At 40.4% G+C, this 20,879-nt stretch carries 13 protein-coding genes; 12 read left to right on the top strand and 1 reads right to left on the bottom strand.

The window, feature by feature from the left end:
* The first annotated feature begins 3 nt into the window (after nucleotides 1-3).
* The 10 genes from QOS07_RS05600 to QOS07_RS05645 all read left to right on the top strand — a co-directional run bounded on the left by QOS07_RS05600 (nucleotide 4) and on the right by QOS07_RS05645 (nucleotide 16,061).
* Nucleotides 4-1,437, top strand: coding sequence for an oligosaccharide flippase family protein (locus QOS07_RS05600; RefSeq protein WP_283588003.1), 1,434 nt, complete (start codon nucleotides 4-6; stop codon nucleotides 1,435-1,437).
* A gap of 268 nt (nucleotides 1,438-1,705) precedes the next feature.
* Nucleotides 1,706-4,219, top strand: coding sequence for a M23 family metallopeptidase (locus tag QOS07_RS05605; RefSeq protein ID WP_283588004.1), 2,514 nt, complete (start codon nucleotides 1,706-1,708; stop codon nucleotides 4,217-4,219).
* A gap of 66 nt (nucleotides 4,220-4,285) precedes the next feature.
* Entirely contained in the window at nucleotides 4,286-6,835 is a 2,550-nt protein-coding gene (locus QOS07_RS05610) for a C39 family peptidase (protein WP_283588005.1), read from the top strand.
* Between the two features lie 20 nt (nucleotides 6,836-6,855).
* Nucleotides 6,856-7,800 carry a glycosyltransferase family 2 protein gene (locus QOS07_RS05615; protein ID WP_283588006.1) on the top strand — a complete coding sequence of 315 codons (945 nt, stop codon included), beginning with the start codon at nucleotides 6,856-6,858 and terminating at the stop codon, nucleotides 7,798-7,800.
* 150 nt (nucleotides 7,801-7,950) lie between these two features.
* The gene (locus QOS07_RS05620) at nucleotides 7,951-9,888 is read left to right on the top strand and encodes a glycoside hydrolase family 73 protein (protein WP_283588007.1); all 1,938 of its coding nucleotides are present in this window, start codon (nucleotides 7,951-7,953) and stop codon (nucleotides 9,886-9,888) included.
* 116 nt (nucleotides 9,889-10,004) lie between these two features.
* The gene (gene rfbA, locus QOS07_RS05625; protein WP_283588008.1) at nucleotides 10,005-10,874 is read left to right on the top strand and encodes a glucose-1-phosphate thymidylyltransferase RfbA; all 870 of its coding nucleotides are present in this window, start codon (nucleotides 10,005-10,007) and stop codon (nucleotides 10,872-10,874) included.
* Between the two features lie 15 nt (nucleotides 10,875-10,889).
* Nucleotides 10,890-11,462 carry a dTDP-4-dehydrorhamnose 3,5-epimerase gene (gene rfbC / locus QOS07_RS05630; RefSeq protein ID WP_283588009.1) on the top strand — a complete coding sequence of 191 codons (573 nt, stop codon included), beginning with the start codon at nucleotides 10,890-10,892 and terminating at the stop codon, nucleotides 11,460-11,462.
* A 5-nt stretch (nucleotides 11,463-11,467) separates the two neighbouring features.
* Nucleotides 11,468-12,451 carry a dTDP-glucose 4,6-dehydratase gene (gene rfbB / locus QOS07_RS05635; RefSeq protein ID WP_283588010.1) on the top strand — a complete coding sequence of 328 codons (984 nt, stop codon included), beginning with the start codon at nucleotides 11,468-11,470 and terminating at the stop codon, nucleotides 12,449-12,451.
* Between the two features lie 214 nt (nucleotides 12,452-12,665).
* Nucleotides 12,666-13,508: a dTDP-4-dehydrorhamnose reductase gene (gene rfbD / locus QOS07_RS05640; protein WP_283588011.1), complete on the top strand. Its 843-nt coding sequence runs from the start codon at nucleotides 12,666-12,668 to the stop codon at nucleotides 13,506-13,508.
* 114 nt (nucleotides 13,509-13,622) lie between these two features.
* Nucleotides 13,623-16,061, top strand: coding sequence for a GH25 family lysozyme (locus QOS07_RS05645; RefSeq protein ID WP_283588012.1), 2,439 nt, complete (start codon nucleotides 13,623-13,625; stop codon nucleotides 16,059-16,061).
* Between the two features lie 111 nt (nucleotides 16,062-16,172).
* Here QOS07_RS05645 and QOS07_RS05650 read toward each other — a convergent pair whose 3' ends face one another.
* The gene (locus QOS07_RS05650; protein ID WP_283588013.1) at nucleotides 16,173-17,480 is read right to left on the bottom strand and encodes an LCP family protein; all 1,308 of its coding nucleotides are present in this window, start codon (nucleotides 17,478-17,480) and stop codon (nucleotides 16,173-16,175) included.
* Nucleotides 17,481-17,717: 237 nt separating this feature from the next.
* On the opposite strand from QOS07_RS05650, the gene QOS07_RS05655 reads away from it, so the two are divergent.
* The gene (locus QOS07_RS05655; RefSeq protein ID WP_283588014.1) at nucleotides 17,718-19,298 is read left to right on the top strand and encodes a peptide chain release factor 3; all 1,581 of its coding nucleotides are present in this window, start codon (nucleotides 17,718-17,720) and stop codon (nucleotides 19,296-19,298) included.
* A gap of 43 nt (nucleotides 19,299-19,341) precedes the next feature.
* Nucleotides 19,342-20,853, top strand: a complete 1,512-nt coding sequence (locus QOS07_RS05660) for a glycosyltransferase family protein (protein WP_283588015.1) — start codon at nucleotides 19,342-19,344, stop codon at nucleotides 20,851-20,853.
* Nucleotides 20,854-20,879 lie beyond the last annotated feature (26 nt).

Raw genomic sequence — 20,879 nt, forward strand, 5'->3', positions numbered from 1 at the left:
AACATGAAGGTAATTAAAAATTATCTGTACAATGCTGGTTACCAAATATTAAACATGTTGATTCCGCTGATTACGGTTCCCTATATTTCACGTGTATTGGGAGCTCATGGTGTCGGAATCAATGAATATACCAACAGCTGGGTAACTTTTTTCTACCTGATGGGACAGATGGGAATTACCCTGTATGGTAACCGTGAAATAGCATATAATCGTGAAAATATTTATGAGCGTTCACGAACCTTTTGGGGGGTGGAGGCACTCCAAATGTTAACTGTTTCCGTTTCCCTGGTTGCTTATTTAGTTGCAGTTTTTCTCTTTAGTACTACTTTTCAACATTATTTCTTGCTGCAGGGTGTTTGGATTATTGCAACGGGATTGGATGTTTCATGGTATTTTATGGGGTTAGAAAACTTTAAAGTAACCGTTGCTAGAAATACCATTGTAAAGCTTGCATCAATTGCGTTGATTTTTGCAGTAGTTAAGGATGTTGGTGATTTAGGTAAATACATTTTAATTCTTGGTGGTGCCCAATTAATTGGGAACTTAACCCTGTGGCCTTACCTTAAGGATAATGTAATTTGGGTGAAAATTAGTGAATGGCACCCATTTAAGCACTTTTATCCGGCCTTGTTACTGTTTATTCCCACAATTACAACCCAGGTTTATCTCGTATTAAACCGTTTAATGCTAGGGCGAATGTCAACACAAGCAGCCCTTGGTAACTTTGGTCAAGCTGATAAGATTGTTAAATTTGTATTAGCTGTTGTGACTGCGACAGGAACCGTTATGCTACCCCATGTGGCAAATAAATTTGCTAAGGGTGATGTTAAGGGGGTTCGCTCAAGCCTTTACTCGTCTTTTAACTTTGTCTCGGCAATTTCGGTACCGATGATGTTCGGTGTGATGGCGATTTCGGCTAAGTTTGCCCCATGGTTCTTAGGCGCTGACTTTGGTCTCACTGGACGGATAATGTTCCTGGAATCACCAATTATTGTTCTAATTGCCTGGAGTAATGTAACAGGGACCCAGTATTTAATGCCAGTTAACCGGGTTAAGGAATACACCACGTCAATTACGATTGGTGCGGTTAGCAATGTTATTTTTAACCTCTTCTTAATCGGAGGTTGGGGTGCAAATGGGGCTGCTGTAGCAACAGTCTGTTCTGAATTTTTAGTTACGGCAAGCCAATTGATGATGATTCGACACACAATTAGTCGACGGCGGCTATTTAGGGAAGAGTGGAAGTATTTTCTGTGTGGATTGATTATGTATTTTGTTGTTAACAGAATCTGTTTAATCATTAATATGACGATTTCAAACTTAATACTTGAAGTAGTCGTGGGAGTAGGAATTTATTTCCTCGGTCTTGCGATTACTAGAGCCTCAATTTTAAGTGATGCTCAAAAACTGATTAGAAAGAAATCATCAAAAGATTAATGTTGCTGCCGTGTTACAGGATTTTTAAAAAATATTAACTAAATAAGTCGAAAAAGTTGCTAGAAAGCTTATCATTTAGGGCTTCTAGCAACTTTTTAATGTTTTTATTAAAAGTTGCAATCTTCCTCGATCACGTATATCTTTATTATTAGCGTTAATAAGTCAACCAAAGTTTGACGTTTTGGAGGAAAACATTATTTTTAACCTTAAGAATTTCAAAAGCAAAATTTTACCAACAATCACTGTTTGTGGTAGTGCACTTTTCTTAATGCACGGTAAGGTTTCCGCTAATCAGATTGATAATACTAACCAAAAACAAACTGATGCGCAAACTACAGCTACAATGAATACTGAAGGTAGCGCAAGTAACGCAAATAATAACAATATTGAGAATAGTACTAACGAAAGTACTACAGATAATTCTGCAAACCAAACCGCAGTTACGCAAACCGCAAATGCGGCTGTAGTAAATACCAGTCAAAACAATAATTCAACTACTACGACTACTAACACAAGTAGTAGTCAGCAAGCTAGTTACAATGTTAATGATCATGGTAATTACGCTAACCTGGATTCGGTTAAGGTTGGTGATGATGGTCAAGTTCAAATTAGTGGTTGGCATGCTACTAACAACTCACAGGGCAAGCAATATCACTACTTAATTGCTTATGACAATACTACAAAGTCCGAAATTGCTCGTACTCAAATTACTGACCCTATTAGTCGGCCCGATGTCCAGCGTGCTCATAATGTTTATGGTGCTGCCCAATCAGGCTTTAATGTAAGCATGGATTTACCTGCAGCAAGTCTTGCCAATGCTGATTCAATCTCATTTATTAGTCGGTATACTACTGATCCTGCTGGAAATGGTAATGCTAGTGACTTTTGGTTTGCCCCAATTACATTTGATAAAAATAATCATGCTAGTTTGGATGCTGTTGTTGTTAAGGATGGAAAATTGCAAATTAGTGGATGGAATGCTACTAATCAAGCGGCTGATAAGCCTTACCATATTATCTTTATCTATGACCAAACCACAAACAAGGTTGTTGCTAGTCAGCAAGTAACCAATACGAATCGTCCGGATGTGGCAAGAGTTTATCCAGATGTGGATAATGCTGCAAAATCTGGCTTTAGTGTTAGCTTTAATTTAAGTGATTTGAATTTGAACCACCAGTTACAAGTTGTTAGCCGTTATGGCACTAAGGCTGATGGTAGTGGTAAGAACGTTGACTATTACTTTACACCAATAACTAACGGTAATTACACCAACCAAGCTTCATTGGATAGCTTTAATTTGAGTGACGGTGAACATCTTACTGTTTCTGGTTGGCACGCTGATGATATCTCTAAGCTCGAGAATAATCATTTCTTGATTTTATATGACAATACTGACAGTAAGCAGGTTGCCTCAATTAAAGTTACGAACACCACTCGTTCAGATGTGGCAAAAGCTTACCCTTCAGTTACAACCGCGGGTCGGTCAGGCTTTAGTGGTACGTTTGACTTGAGCAATGTTAATTTACAAGCTGGTCACTCGTACTCATTAATTAGTCGTTATTCTACCAGTGCTAGTGGAAATGGTGGTGGTGGCCAGTATACTGATTACTGGTTTGCTGCAAAGAAGTTGAATCAACGAGATTATAGCTTTGACAGTATTTCCATTACAAATAATGGCTTACACATTGCTGGTTGGATGGCTAGCGATTATTCTAAGGGCCGTCAAAACGCATACGCAATTGTTCTTAACAACGGAAAAGAAGTTGCTCGTCAAAAACTAACACTGACTAATCGTAGCGATGTTGCTAGGGTACGTGGCGATATTTACGGTAGTCTAAAGAGTGGTTTTAATACTACAATTAACCTTAATCCGGCTTCCATCACTGGGAATATGCAAATTATCCTGCGCTTCTCCAGCGATGAAGGTGGTAATTCTAACTACGATGATCAGTACAGTAAGACTTACGCATCAAATGCTGGTGCTTTTGATGCCATTCAGGTTTCAGATACTGGTATCTATGTCAGTGGTTGGCATGCAAGTGATCAATCTGCAAGCAAGCCATACCAATTCTTGATCTTTACTGATGCAAATACTGGTCAAGAGTTGTACCGTCAACAAGTATTAGATGTTAACCGGACACGGAATGATGTAGCATCAGCATATCCAACGATTTTGAATAGTAATAAGTCTGGTTTCCAGCTTGGCTTTACTATCCCATCACAATTGGACCACCATACTGTAAAGGTGATTGACCGTCTTACTGATGATGCCGCTGGTAACGGTAACTATGTTGACATCACTTCTGATACTATTTCAATCCACAACAACCGGTGGGCATGGCCATTCCCAGCTGTTGGTGAAGGTCACTTTATGGGTGCTCAATTATTCGGAGTTAACCCTGGTGGTCAATTCCGTCAAAATGGTTTCCACGATGGCCTTGACTTTGGTGCTTACGACCACCCTGGTACGCAAGTTCATGCCATTCACAGTGGTACGATCGTTGGGGTTGGTTACACTGCTGGTCTTGACTGGTACGTTCTTGAAGATACTGGTGAATACCTGGTTGTTTACCAAGAAGCCTTCTCTAACCGTGGTAACATTACCGTAACGCCGGGTCAAAAGATTGAGGTTGGTGATGTGATCGGTAACCGTGATACTTCGCACGTTCACATTGGTATTACCCGTCAACACAACTTCAATATCGCTTTGGCCAAGTCATTCACGAATGATGGTACGTGGTTAAACCCACTTGAAATCATCCGGAACGGTCTTAATGGCTAGTAAAATTAAAAGTTTAAGAGGTCGAGTTAATACCCGACCTCTTTTTTCTAGGGGGGGAGAAATTTTATGAAAACTATTAATATTCACCATGCAAAGCAACTGGCGATGTCAGCACTGGCGATGACTAGTTGTGGATTTATCCTGTGGCTTAACCAGGTGAATGGTCAGGCTGATAGCCAGCAACCAACGACCCAGAGTTCTACCACCACGCAGTTAAGTCAAACAGGAAGTAGTAATAGTCAACAGACGACCACTGCTAACCAAACACAAGAAAATAGTACAATTAATCAAAATGACCATGGCAATTACGCAAATATGGATAGTAAAAAGATTAATGACCAAGGACAGTTAATTGCAAGTGGTTGGAATGCAACAAATGAATCCGCTGGTCGAAACTACCATTACATTATTGCTTATGATAAGACGAATAACCGTGAAATTGCTCGTCAAAACATTACGGGGACCAGTGCGGTAGTTAACCGGCCCGACGTGCAAGCAGCTCATAATGTGAACGGAGCGGCCACTTCCGGCTTTACGGTTACCTTTGATCTAAGTAAGGTAATTGCTAATACTGATGTAATTCAATTGATTAGTCGTTACAGCAGTGACCCAGCTGGAAACAATAATAGTGTTGACTATTGGTTTGCTCCGGTAACAGTTAATCGGAATAACTATGGTAACTTGGATGGAGCGGTTGTGGAAAATGGTCAATTACATGTAAGCGGTTGGCATGCTACTAATCGTGCTAGTGGAAAAGACTATCACTACCTAATTATTATGGATCAAACAACCGGTCATGAAGTTGCGCGTCAACGGGTAACCAATGTTGCACGTCCTGATGTAGCAAAGGTTTATTCTGATGTTGATGGTGCAGGTGAATCAGGCTTTTCAGCTTTCTTTAACCTCAATGGGTTAAACTTTAACCATCAGCTACAAGTCTTAAGTCGTTACAGCAGCGACCCAGCTGGAAATAGTGATTATGTCGATTACTGGTTTAGCCCGATTACGCGTGGGGATTTCCAAAACCAAGGAAGCATTGATAGCATTAATTGGAGTAACAAGAATGCGGTGCTTGTAAGTGGCTGGCATGCTAATGATGTATCCAAGTTTGAAAACAATCACTTCCTGATCCTGTTCGATAATACTGCTAACCGGCAAATCGCGGTGACTAAAGCGGAGAAAGTTGATCGGCCGGATGTTGCACAGGCCTTTCCAGCAATTAAGACTGCGGGTACTTCTGGTTTTACTGGAAACTTTGATTTAACTAGTGTTCAGCTTATTGGTGGCCACTCGTACTCTGTTGTTAGTCGTTATTCGACTAGTAACCGGGGAAACGGTGGAGCCGGCAATTATACTGATTTTTGGAGCAAGCCAGTCACGTTAAATCAACGTGCTTCCAGTGTTGATTCTATTAGGATGACTGACCAGGGAATCCAAATTAGTGGTTGGATGGCTAGTGACTATTCCGGTAATTACCCTTATGCATATGCAATTGTTTTAAATAATGGCCGGGAAGTTGCTCGCCAAGCATTAACCTTAACTAATCGTCCCGATGTTACCCGGGTTTATCCGGCAATTTACAACAGTTTACAAAGTGGCTTTAACCAGCTAATTAGGGTTAACCCATCGTCAATTAATGGCACGCTAAAGATATTGCTTCGTTTCAGTAGTGACCGTAATGGTAATGGTCAGTATGATGACCAGCAAACTAAAGATTATGCTTCTAATGAGGGGTACTTTGACCAGGCAGTCCTGAATGGCAATACAGTTCACGTAAGTGGTTGGCACGCAAGTAACCTTTCCGGTAGTAAGCCTTACCACTGGATTATTGCGGTGGACCAAAATGGTAGTGAACTTGGCCGGTGGGAAGTAACAAATGCCAACTTGTCACGTCCTGACCTTGCTACCAATGTTGGGTACATCTTAAATAGTGATCATTCCGGTTTTAACCTGGACTTTACCGTTACCGACAACATGCAACATAAGGTAATTAAGTTGATTGACCGGTTGACTGACGATGCTGCCGGAAATGGTAATGCGGTAGATATTGTTTACAATGGAGTATCAATTAATTCTGGTGCACAGACGACCGGACTAAAGACGTTAACCTATGATGCAATGGGGAACATTGTAGCTGCTTTTAATAACGCGGAAGTAATTGGTCAAAATCCAGAATTGCCAACGGGTTGCGAAATGACCGCAGTAACAATGATGCTGCGTTATGCTGGCGTTAATATTACTAAGATCCAAGTGGCAAATGAAACACCACGGAGTTCCAATGGTGATTATGGTTTTGTCGGCAACCCATACAGTCCAAGCGGTTGGTGGGTATTTCCAACTGGGATTGCACCAGTGGTTCAAAACCACCTGGGGACTAGTCAGGTAATGACTGGTTGTTCACTTCAAGCAATTCAAGATAAGCTTAACAATGGACACCTAGTAGTTGTATGGATGGCTAATATGAACGGCTTTGTTAACCATGCAATTGCATTGACTGGTTACAACAGCAATGGTTTCTACTACAACAATCCTTGGACTGGCCAAAAAGAAGCAATGTCCTACGGTGAGTTCTACGGGCATTGGAATGCCGATGCTCAACGCGCTCTAAGCTACTAAAACAAATAAGGGTGTTTGTGATGAAAAAGAAAGTTGCCATTTTAATGTCAACGTATAATGGTGAGGACTATTTAGACGAACAGATTCAATCAATTATTGGTCAGAGTTATGATAATTGGGTACTCTACATTAGAGATGATGGATCAAAAGATAAAACAGTAGAGATAATTCAAAAGTATAGTGAAGTTTATAAAAATATCGTGTTCTTTAACCAAGAAAATATTAATAATATTGGTGTGGTTAAATCATTTATGAATTTACTGCAACATGTATCAGCAGATTACTATATGTTTAGTGATCAAGATGATGTATGGCTTGAGGATCGAGTTCAAGATTGTGTCAACCTAGTTGAAAAAAATGAGCCTGGCCCTGTATGTGGCTTTACTGATTTAGAAATAGTTAATCAGGATTTGAAACCTATTCGTCGAATGAATGGCAGTAATGTTTGGACAGATTTCCTATCACTTTTATTTACTAACTGTATAACAGGTTGCACAATGATTCTTAATGACGAATTAAAGAAGATGGTTAGGTTTTCCAAAGTTAATTATCAGAATGTTTATATGCATGATTGGTGGATCGGATTAATAGCTGCTGCTTTTGGTAAGTTAGTCTATTTAAATAAGCCAACAGTTTTGTATCGTCAACATGGTGATAATGTGGTTGGTGGTAATAAGAAAAATACTATTACACACTTATTATACCGAGCAACACATCACAAACCTGAACGTGCTCAAATACAGCATACAGTAGATATGGCTTATGAATTCAATCGTGAATACGAGAGTAGCTTAAATGGGACAGCTAAATCATATGTTAGCAGTTATGCTCTATTAAAAAATAGAAGTACGTTTATAAAAGCTTTGCGTTTAGCAATTAAGAAGCCACCATTGCGAATTAATAAAAAAGGTAAGTTGTTTTTTAGTTATTTGATGGTGGTATATTATAACGACTTTAATAATTAGTAAAAAATGATTGCAGTATTGCTGTAATCATTTTTTGTTTACGACATTGTTTGCTTATTGTAACTTCACTGTAATTTACAAATGTTAGTATAGTCAATGGTGTTTAAGTTAAATTATTAGTTCGAAGATTTGAGGGAATATTTGTTAACAATGAAAGACAAGAAACAATCAAAAATTAAAATCGTTTTACCTGTTTTATTTACGTTTGGTGCATCACTAATGTTTTTCCAGGCTGATGGCCAAGCTGATAGTACGCAGCCGACGAGCAATGAAGCTCAAGTGGCGATGACTACTAATAACGCAAATACTCAAAATAATAATTACCAAAGCTTAAATGGAAGTACGACGCAGCAGAATAACGCACAGGCTACTACCCAAAGTGCGAGTGCTGCAACAAATAATTATTCAGTTAGTCTTAGTGATTCAGCTGTTCAAGCGGCAGTCAATAAGCCGGTTGTTAGCACAACGCCGACTTTCTCAACTAACCAGTACAATGTTTCTGCTGATCCAATTGATGCAGCTAACGGTGGTTCTGGCTCAGCTAGCTTAAATACGGCTGGCTTGACCGCTTCACAGAAGGCCTTTTTAGATAGTATTCACGATGGTGCTATCTCAACCTGGAAGCAATATGGGGTACTACCTTCATTAACCGCTTCCCAAGCAATTATTGAAAGTGGTTGGGGTCAATCTAGCTTAGCTTCCCGTTACCACAACCTGTTTGGTATTAAGGGTTCATACAATGGTCATAGTGTTACTTTACCAACCCGTGAAGTATACGGTGGCCGGAGTGTAATGATTAATGATGCATTCCGTGCTTACGACAATAATTCAGAATCTGTTCAGGACCACGGTTACTTCTTAGTAGCCAATAGTCGTTACCACAACTTATTGTGGAAAACTAACTACCGTGATGTTACTTACCTTATCCGGGCAGATGGGTATGCAACCGACCCAAGCTATACTACTATCTTGAATTCAGTTATTGAACGGTACAACTTAACTGCTTGGGATAATGAAGCATTTGATACCAATACTGGTCACATTGATAACCTGTCTGTTGAAGGAAACCAATTGCATATTTCTGGTTGGCACGCTGCCAATTCTTATAATTCAAATATGCATCACTTCATTATTCTGTTAGATGGTAACACCAAGCAGGAATTATATCGGACAGAAGTAAAGGGTGTTTACCGTCAGGACGTTCAAAATGCTTACCCAAATGCTGAAATTTCTGGGTGGGGTGGTTTTGATATTACTATTCCTTATACCAGCAACTTAGCAGGTAAGAATATTCAAGTTGTCTCACGTTATACCTATGATACCAAGGGTGAGATTAATGGTGGTAAGGATCTTTACTACAATCCAGTATCACTTAATGCCAATGTTGGTAACTTAGACAATATGTCACTAGATGCAGCTACCGGTACAATTAACATTTCTGGTTGGCATGCAGCTGATAATACCTTGACCCAAGGCTACCACTACTTAATTGTTTATGATGCTTCTAAGCAAGTTGAACTTGGTCGTTTCTTGGTTGAAAATTCAGCTCGTAACGATGTGGCTAAAGTTTACCCTGGTATTTATAATGCTGCTAATTCAGGATTTAGTTTAAACTTGAAATTTAATTCCGCATTAGCCGGTGACCAGATCCAAATTATTTCACGTTATAGTGACAGTCAAAATGGTGAAGGTCATTATACAGATTATTGGTTTGCCCCAAAAACCTTTAATGATAACAAGGCTAGTCTGGATTCATTTAAAGTTTCCGGTAATCAAGTTACGATCGCTGGATGGCATGCTGCAGACCAAGCGGCTAATAAGCCGTACCACTTTATCATTTTATATGATGCTACGACTAAGAAAGAAATAAAACGGGTAGCCGTACCAACTACCAGTCGCCCCGATGTTATGAAGGTATATCCACACCTTTATAATGCTGATCAGTCTGGCTTTAATTTAACTACTGAACTTGACCCCTCACTTAACGGTCACCAGATTCAAGTAATTTCACGCTACAGTGACTCAGCAAATGGTGAAGGCAGCCGTATCGATTATTGGTTTAAGCCAGTGAAGGTAACAATCAAATAATTCATTAAAGGAGATTAGTTATTGACTGATCTCCTTTTTTTCATTAGATTTAACCTTTATCGACATACAAGTGTGATAGAATTAAACATGGATTTTGGCATTTTAAGGAGGCCATTATGAAAGGAATTATTTTAGCAGGTGGTTCTGGCACCCGCCTTTACCCGATTACCCGGGGCATTTCCAAACAACTGATTCCAGTTTATGATAAGCCAATGATTTACTACCCACTGTCAACTCTCATGCTGGCAGGAATTCGTGATATCTTGGTAATCTCTACTCCGGAATTTATGCCACTATTCAAGAACTTACTTGGTGACGGTTCTGAATGGGGACTCAACTTCTCTTACAAGGTTCAAGAAAAGCCAAATGGATTGGCAGAAGCTTTCATCCTTGGTGAAGACTTCATTGGCGACGACAGTGTTTGCCTAATTCTTGGTGATAATATTTACTACGGTGCAGGTTTATCCGAACTTGTTCAATCTGCTGCCAAGAAGACCGATGGTGCAACTGTCTTTGGCTACCACGTTAACGACCCCGAACGTTTTGGCGTGGTTGATTTTGATGACCATATGCACGCATTATCGATTGAAGAGAAGCCGGCACACCCAAAGAGTAACTACGCGGTTACTGGCTTATACTTCTATGACAACGATGTCGTTGACATTGCCAAGAATATTAAGCCATCAGCTCGTGGTGAGCTTGAAATTACTGATGTCAATAAGGAATACCTTCGTCGTGGTAAACTTGATGTTAAGCTAATGGGGCGGGGATATGCCTGGCTCGATACTGGGACCCATGATTCGATGCTGGAAGCTTCCAACTTCATTGCTACAATTGAACGGCGGCAAAACTTGAAGGTAGCTTCACTCGAAGAAATTGCTTACCGGATGGGTTACATTGATCGGGACAAACTAGTAAAGCTTGCCCAGCCGTTAAAGAAGAACGATTATGGCCAATACCTCTTACGGCTGGCCAAAGAAGATTAAGGAGCGATTGATTACATGTCATTAAAAGTTATTGATACTTCATTACCTGATGCAAAGATTGTCGAAACTGATGTTTTTGGTGACCATCGTGGTTTCTTTACTGAAACTTACACCAAGAACAAGTTCGAAGAAGCAGGAATTAACGTTGAATTTACACAAGACAACCAATCCCTGTCTGTTGAACCAGGGGTCCTGCGGGGGATGCACTACCAATTAGCACCATACTCCCAAACCAAGTTATTGCGGGCCGTTACTGGTGCCATTTACGACGTGATTGTTGATATTCGTAAGGGTTCACCTGCCTATGGTAAGTGGGAAGGATTTATCCTTAGTGAATACAACCACCGTCAACTATTAGTACCAAAGGGTTTTGCCCACGGTTTTGTTACCTTAACGCCAAACGTTAACGTTGCCTACAAGGTTGACGGCTACTATGCTCCTGATGCTGATCGGGGCATTGCCTTCGACGATCCTGACCTGGACATCAAGTGGCCAATGCCAACTGACCACCTGATCCTGTCTGAAAAGGACCAACACCATCCTTCATTTAAGGATGCCGAAATGAACTTCACTTACGGGGAGGACTAATCAAAATGAATATCTTAGTAACTGGTGGTGCCGGCTTTATCGGTAGCAACTTCATCCACTACATGCTAGAAAAGTACCCGGATGACAACTTAATCAACCTGGACTTACTGACCTACGCCGGTAACATCCACAACCTGGACGATATCAAGGACAACCCTCACTACCACTTTGTGAAGGGGAACATTGTTAACCGGGAACTCGTTAGCCACCTGGTTCATGAATTTAACATTGACCATATTGTTAACTTTGCGGCTGAATCACACGTTGACCGTTCAATCCTGCACCCTGACGTTTTCGTTGAAACCAACGTTCAGGGGACATTAGCTTTGCTGGACGTTGCTAAGCGTGAAGGGGTGGAAAAGTTCCTTCAAGTATCAACTGACGAAGTTTACGGTACCCTAGGTGCAACAGGCTACTTTACTGAAGAATCACCGCTGCAACCAAATTCACCATACTCAGCAAGTAAGGCTTCTGCTGATATGATCGTTCGTTCCTACTTTGAAACTTACGGTTACAATGTCAACATTACCCGTTGTTCTAACAACTATGGCCCTTATCAGTTCCCAGAAAAGTTAATCCCATTGATGACTTCAAACGGGATGGAAGGTAAGGACCTTCCAATCTACGGTAATGGTAAGAACATCCGTGACTGGCTTTACGTCAGTGACCACTGCCAAGCAATTGACTTAGTACTGCGGAACGGTAAGCCGGGTGAAGTTTACAATGTTGGTGGTCACAATGAACGGACCAACAACGAAATCGTCCACCTGATTGTGGATAACCTTGGTATTTCCGAAGACCACATCAAGTATGTTAAGGACCGTCTGGGTCACGATAAGCGGTACGCAATCGACCCAACTAAGATTGAAACTGAACTTGGCTGGAAGCCTGAATACACCTTTGATACTGGGATTGTGAAGACAATTGACTGGTACAAGGATAATGAAGTATGGTGGAAGCCATTAAAGGCCAAGGCTGCTTTGAAGTAATTGATTAAATGAAGGAGCTGTGACACAACCCCGGTTAGGGCCTGTATGGCTAGCATAGGACGATCGTTAGCACGGAACGGGCTAGCGATTGTCCGTAGCTAGACACTAAGGCCCTGGGGTTGGGTCACGCGATATCTCTGTAATATTCGGAGCTAAAACAAGGGTTCGTGACAAAACCGAGTTTTGTCACGGGCCCTTTTAGGAGGAAACAAACATGGCTGATATTTTAATTACTGGTGCCAACGGACAGTTAGGAACTGAACTTCGGCACCTCTTGGATGAAAAAGGGATCGCTTATGACGCCTTTGATTCTAAGGGGATGGACATCACCGATGCACAGGCAGTTGCCGACCGGTTTGCTGAAGTGCAACCCAAGATCGTTTTTCATTGTGCTGCCTTTACTGCCGTTGATGCAGCTGAAGACGAGCAGAAGGACCTTAACTGGACGGTTAACGAGGATGGTACCAAGAACGTTGCTGAGGCGGCGAAAAAGGCTGGTGCAACCCTGGTATATATCAGTACTGACTATGTCTTTGATGGTACTAACGAAGGCGAATACGCGGTTGATGCGGCAACTAACCCGAAGAACGAGTACGGTAAGGCTAAGTTAGCGGGGGAGAAGCTGGTTTCAAGCATCATGGATAAGTACTACATTATCCGGACTTCCTGGGTCTTTGGCCAGTATGGTAAGAACTTTGTTTACACCATGTTACGGTTGGCAAAGAGCCACGATAAGTTGACGGTGGTTGCGGACCAAGTTGGTCGGCCAACCTGGACACGGACCCTGGCCGAATTCATGCTTTATGCCGTGCAAAACAAGGTTCCGTATGGTTATTACCAATTGTCAAATGACGGACACTGTTCTTGGTATGAGTTTGCCAGTGAGATTTTGAAGGACCAACCAGTTGATGTTCAGCCGGTCACTTCGGAACAATACCCTCAGAAAGCTTACCGTCCACGGCATTCAATTATGAGTCTGGATAAGGTTAAGGGTACTGGTTTCAATGTAATTACCTGGCAAGAAGCACTGCAAAACTTCCTTAATGAAGTGAATTAAGAAATTTGTATTACATTTATTTACAATCCCGTTGCAAACGGGATTTTTTTTAGTTTGAAGTAGTAGAATACTTCTTGTATTGATTTTTAAGAAAAATTAATAGAAGGAGTAAACATGGAACTGAAGAAACGTTTTAAATTGTATAAGAGTGGAAAAATGTGGTGCTGTGCAGCAGTTGCTTTCGGTGCATTAGCCTTTGGTACTGTTAACGGGCAAGCTGACGATAATACGCCGGCAAGTTCTCCGGTAACAACTGCACAAGTAGCTACGACTTCCCAATCAAGTACGACGGCCACCACTGATTCTAATAACGTAAGTAGTGCTACTACCAATGCAGCTACGAACACTGCAACTACTGCGGCAGCAACTAATTCAGCAACGGCACAAACTAGTAGTCAGAGCCAAGTACCAGTAACCACAGCAAGTGCTACTACTGAGACTACTCATGCGGCTACTAATAATGGCATTGGCACCATCAATACGTTGGATATTTCTGCTTACCAACCGAACATCTCTGCAGGAACATTTGCTCAATACCACAACCAGGGGATTAACAATGTGATTGTTAAGCTTTCTGAAGGTAGCACATGGGTGAACACATATGCTCAAAACCAAGTAAATAATGCTAAGCAAGCGGGGATGAACGTTGCAGCTTACCACTTTGTACGGTTTACGACCGCTTCTGAAGCACAGGCTGAAGCTCAGCTATTTGCGCGAATGGCACGGGGAATTGGTCTTGGTAGTGATACTCTGATGATTGCCGATGTTGAACAGGTACCGCAAACCCAATATGCGGGAATTGTTAATAACCTAAACGTCTTCTGGCAAACATTGGATTCACTTGGCTTTACTAACCATGGTGTTTACACTGGTTATTCCTATGATCATCAATATAATGTTAGTTCAACTGTTGGTAAAAACCGGACATGGGTTGCAGCGTACGGTAATTACCGTAATCTTGTCCAAAGCCAAGGATATGGTGCATGGCAGTACACTGATAATTGGAATGGTACCCATATTGATGCTTCAATTGATTTGGGGATGTTTGCCAGCTACATGGGGGGTATCACCCGTGCCGCTAACCTAGATGGTGTTACGATTGATTCAGCCAACAATACCTTAAATGTTTCTGGTTGGTTTGCTGATGATAATAACCAAGGCAAGAACAACCGGTATGTGATCTTGCTCGATGCCAATAATAACGATACTGAATTAGCTCGGACTCAGGTTTCAGCGGTTACACGGAATGATGTTTCAAACGCATACCCTGATATTTATGGTGCAGGCAATTCTGGCTTTAACGCTACCTTCCAAATAAGTGGTAACCTGGCAAATGCTATTGCTGCCGGACACCAGATTAAGGTTCTCGTTCGGAATACTTCTTCTGCTGACGGTAACAGCGATTATAATGATAATACTTTTGATGCAGTGGCATTTAATAAAAATGTTGCTTCTTTAGATAGTATGAGCCTGACTAATAATGGAATTGAAGTATCAGGGTGGCAAGCTGCCGATCAAAGTATTAGCCGTTCAAACCGTTACGTAATTTTGTATGATGCAACTACCCATCGCGAGATTGAACGTCAGTCAGTCTCAAGTATTTCACGACCTGATGTTCAACGTGCAAATCGGGATGTATATGGCAGTCAGAATTCAGGCTTCCAGGCTACGTTTGCGATGAATGATGCTTTACGGAATGCTATCCAAAACGGTGATTCACTGCAGGTAATTAGTCGTTATACCAATGATCCCGCTGGAAATGGTGATTCAATTGATTACTGGTTTGCTGCAAAGAGCTTTAACCAAAACCAGGGTGCCGTTGATAGTTTTACACTTAATAACGGTCACCTACAGGTTAGTGGTTGGCACGCAAGCGATAAGTCCGGTGTCGACCCATACCAATGGATTATTTTAATTGATAATCAGACTGGTAAAGAAGTTGCGCGGGTTAGAGCTAATACGGTTAGTCGCCCTGATGTTGCCCGCGTTTATCCTGGAATCTTAAATTCATCAAATTCAGGATTTAATGCTGACTTTGATATTGCACAGTTTGCTTCATTGCGAAACGCATTATTGCAGGGCCACTCATTAAAAGTTATTGCTCGCTACTCTGATAATTCTCAGTCTGGTGAAGGTAAGAATAATGATTACTGGTTTAATACGCCAAAGACATTTAATCAGTTTAATGATAATTACGGTAATTTAGATGGAATGATCAGAACCAGTAATGGTATTCATGTTGCTGGTTGGCACGTTACTAACCAATCTATTGCACGACCGAACCACTATGTAATTTTATACGATGCAACTCAAGGGCGTGAGATTGCACGTCAACAAGTAACAACGACGCAGCGCCTTGATGTTCAACGAGTACATCCAAGTGATTATAATAGTGCTGTTTCAGGTTTTGACACGATCTTTTCTACTGCTAATACAGCAGTAAGAAATGCCTTAGTTAATCACCATTCATTACGGGTAATTGACCGTTATACGTCTTCACAGGATGGTAACTCTGATTACATTGATTACTGGTTCCCTGCTAGAACATTGTAGAAGGAAAGCCACATGCATTTTGTTGAACGCATGTGACTTTTTAATTTTTAAACTAAAACGGGAGTAGGAAAGAAATCACTTACGACTTCGGTTTCCTACTCCTGTAGTGGCTTAATACGATAATGAAGGGCTTCTTCTGTAGGTTGTGGAGCGTTCACTAGGTTCTTCAGAGGAACGTGAAGACCTTGAGGAAGAGGTAACATAGTCACTGCCGTTACCACTACCCGGATCATTATAACTAGCACCGCCAGGTAAGATAAAGTCAGTGTTGTTATAACCATCATAATTTGGTTGTGACTTGTACATCTTAGTTTCGTGGTTAACCACTTTAACGGGCTTCAAGCCAAGCGCTTTCCGTACTAACTTTGAAACACGGTTGATTTCCTTTGGACTAGCAATTTGGAATGATGCCCCGTCAATCATCGCATCTTGTCCCTGGAAATGGTAAGTAGTGACATTGTTCATCGCACTGTGGTAGTTACCGTAGAGGGTGGCAATATCATCAATCGGGATATTAGTCTTAACACCATCACCAACAGCATCCATGATCTTGTTAGCCGAGCTAATTGATCCCGACTTTTTGAACTTAGTAATGACGCTAGAAAGGATTTGTTGCTGCCGTCTTTGTCGACCGTAATCATTGTTTGGATCTTGGTAACGCATCCGGGCGTATTTTAGAGCTTCATTACCGGTTAAATGTTGCTTTCCCTTCTTAAAGTGGTGCCCTTCATAGGTAAATGCAAAGGGGTTATTAACCTCAACCCCACCTAAGGAGTTAACGACCTTCTTTAACACACCCATGTTGATAACTGCATAGTAATCAATTGGAACATCTAATAGTTCACTTACTTGCTTAACGGTTTGCTTTGGACCACCAATTGAGTAGGCAGCATTGATTTTAACGTAATCCGCACCATCATCAGTGTTAACACGTACTAACGTATCACGTGGGATACTGGTCATGGTAATTCGTTGCGTCTTAGGATTGATCGTAAACAATTCGATTGAATCAGTGTTACCACCTTTATTACCACGGTTTAAGGCACCAACATCGGTCCCCATGGCAAGAACGGAAACCGGCTTACCCTGCTGAAGCTTCTTACTAATCTTACCGTCACCACTACTGAAAACTCCCGTAGCCATTTTGTGGACTTTATGGTATTCATAAAATCCACCAGCAGCGACTAAGATGATTAATAGCCAAATTAACCAGCGCATCCACTTGGGAGTATGGTAGTGGTGCTTCTCAGGAGGCTCTGGAGCCGGTTGGGGTGCAGAATTATTTGGCCTGTTGAAATGGTGATGACGAAGACGTTGAGGTTGAGAACTTTCCTCATCCTGACGAGCATTTTGATAAATCTTTTTTTCTAAATTTTTACGGTATTCTTCGCGCGATTCGCGATGATTGTTGTTATCCATAACAAAAGTACCTCTGTAATTTATTTCTAACGTTACCTAATATAGCAAAAAGACACCAGGTAATTCAATGCAATAATAATAGTTTAACTTTTCTATAAACTATTATAAAAGGTAATCAAGTGATTTTAATAGTAAACAAACGAAAGAATTATATGTAGAGATTATTGTTATCTTTTTCAGAATATACTAAACTATAAAAGATATTGCGCAATTTTAAATATGAAAGGAAAGTAATTGATGAAGTCACCAAAAGAACTTGCTGAAGCAGTTAATAAGCGGCGGACTTTCGCCATTATTTCACACCCGGACGCGGGTAAAACAACGATTACTGAACAACTCCTCCTCTTCGGTGGAGTCGTTCGGGAAGCCGGAACCGTTAAAGCACGGAAGACCGGTAACTTTGCAAAGTCTGACTGGATGGAAATTGAAAAGAAGCGGGGGATTTCTGTTACGTCTTCCGTCATGCAATTTGATTTCCAAGGAAAACGGATTAATATCTTGGATACTCCAGGGCACGAAGACTTCTCTGAAGATACTTATCGGACCTTGATGGCTGTCGACTCCGCTGTCATGGTTATTGATAGTGCTAAGGGGATCGAGCCCCAGACCAAGAAGCTTTTCCAAATCTGTAAGATGCGTGGAATTCCGATTTTTACCTTTATGAACAAGTTTGACCGGGATGCCCGTGATCCACTGGACCTGCTAAATGAGGTTGAAGATGTTCTGGGGATTGAAACCTATCCAATGAACTGGCCAATTGGCTCTGGTCACCAGTTCAGGGGAATCTATGACCGTTATAACCACCGAGTTGCATTGACCCACCCAGCGGATCCTGAGAATCCTTACTTGCCGTTAGATGAAGACGGTAACGTAAAGGGCGACAACCCAATTGCTGATGACGGTGAATGGCAAGATGCTCTTGATGGGATGGAATTACTGGAAGTAGCCGGAAATGAACTTGACCGCGATAAGATTGCTAAGGGGGACCAGACACCAGTCTTCTTTGGTTCAGCCTTAACCAATTTCGGTGTACAGACCTTCCTAGAAAACTACCTTGAATTTGCGCCAGCACCAAGTGAGCACAAGACCGAAGATGGTGGAATTGTAAAGCCACTAGATCCTGAATTTTCAGGCTTTGTCTTTAAGATTCAGGCTAACATGAACCCACGGCACCGGGACCGGATTGCCTTTGTACGGATCTGCTCTGGTGAATTTGACCGGGGGATGGACGTTATGTTGGAACGGACGAAGAAGCCACTTCGTCTTTCAAATGTGACTGAATTCATGGCGGACACCCGGGAAAACGTTGAGAAAGCGGTTGCTGGAGATATTATTGGTTTATATGATACTGGTAATTTCCAAATCGGTGACTCGATTTATACGGGTAAAAAGGATATTAAGTTTGAAAAGCTACCGCAATTTACGCCAGAGCTCTTTATGCGGGTTTCTGCTAAGAATGTAATGAAGCAGAAGTCATTCCATAAGGGGATTAACCAGCTGGTTCAAGAAGGGGCAGTTCAGCTTTACCGTTCGTACACAACTAATGACTACATCTTGGGTGCGGTTGGTCAACTGCAGTTTGAAGTCTTCAAGTTCCGGATGAAGAATGAATACAACTCTGATGTCGTAATGGAGCCAATGGGGAAGAAGACTGCACGCTGGATTGATCCAGAACAACTAGATGAGAAGATGTCTTCATCACGCAATATTCTGGTTAAGGATATCCATGATCAGCCACTCTTCTTATTTGAAAACCAGTTTGCCGAAAACTGGTTTAAACAGAAGTATCCAGATGTTAAGTTAACGGCGAAGTTGTAGAAAAAAGATAATATGTTTTGTTGATTAATAGGTGGAATACTCAATGAATAAAAGAAGTTTTAGTAACCATCTTATTAGTATAATTTTGACAATTATGCTAATAGTTTCAGTTATTGCATCTACAAAACAGTTCTATTTAATATTAAAATCGTCTAGTATCAAAAAAGTATGTATTTTAATAGTAATGGTTCTCTTGTTAGTCCTTTTTATAAAAACAAGACGGGGATTTAGAGAATATATAAATAGTAACTTATATTATTTGATTATCGTATTATTTTCTTTCCTTATACTTTATCAAATTAATGTTATTCAAGCATTAACAGGGACACTAAATAACGATCCAAAAGATATTTATAATTTAATTATTCAGCGTCCGGTTGGTGTTAAAAACTATTTTTCAATTTATCCAAATAATCTTTTCCTTGCTTATATTGAAAAAATATTATATTTAGCTTGGCGACAACCAACACCTCTTGTATTCTTATTTAGGTTAAATGTGTTGAATGCGTTATTAATCGACTTAGGTTGCCTTTTTATTATGCTAGCTGTAAAAGAGCAAGAAGGAAAAGAATATGGATTAGTTGCATTAATGTTTTCTATTGGACTATATGGAATAAGTCCTAATGTAGTAATTCCATATAGTGATAATTGGGTATTTTTTGGATTATCACTATTTCTTTGGCTTTTGAGCATTTATATCAAACAAACTAAGTATCGTTTTATAACGTTAACTTTTATTGGTATAGATGGTGCTTTTATTTATGAAATGAAACCTAGCACTTTTATTGTTGTAATAGCATTAGTTATTGTTAGTTTTTTCTTCTTAATAAGGAATAGGAAGAATAATGAGTATTTAACCAGATCTTTTGTTTGTGTTATTTTTGCTACTGTTCCATTTATGGTTATGCTTGGAACGATTAATCATGTTAAGTATTCAAATAATTTAGTAAAGGTCGAAAGAAAACAGGCGCTTTCAATGTTACATTTTATGGCAATGGGATTGCATGAAAGTAACGAGAATGGTAAGGGTGGATATTGGTTAAAGTTTGATCAAAAAGATCAAAGCCTAATTCCAAATAATCGAATATACTATGAAACACATACAATAAAAGAAGATATTAATAGATTAAAAAATCCGAGAAATGCTTTAGAATTTTTTATATTAAAGCAGGCTCACAACAGTAGCAGTGCATCGTGGTGGCGTACGACAGCTGTAAATTATGGTCCAATCGGATGGGACTTAGTGCCTAAGTTAAAAGTAAAAAATAGTTTTCAAAGTTATCTTAGAAAAATTTTTACACAGAATGATTATATATACTGGAATGGATATTTAATATATTCTCAATTATTATGGTGTATTGTTTTACTATTAACGCTGTGTACATTTAGCTTTGATGATTTTTATGCTCAAGTTATTAAGTATACTGTTGTAGGTGGAATGCTATTTCTGTTGATTTTTGAAGGAGATAATTCTCGATACTTGATTCAATTTTTACCCGCAATAATAGTTCTTAGTACTTATGGCTTGAAATATCTTTTAAATATAAGATCTTAATTATATGCTTGATTGGAGGAATGGGT

The sequence above is a fragment of the Limosilactobacillus viscerum genome (genome assembly GCF_947387525.1).
Lineage (GTDB): Bacteria > Bacillota > Bacilli > Lactobacillales > Lactobacillaceae > Limosilactobacillus > Limosilactobacillus viscerum.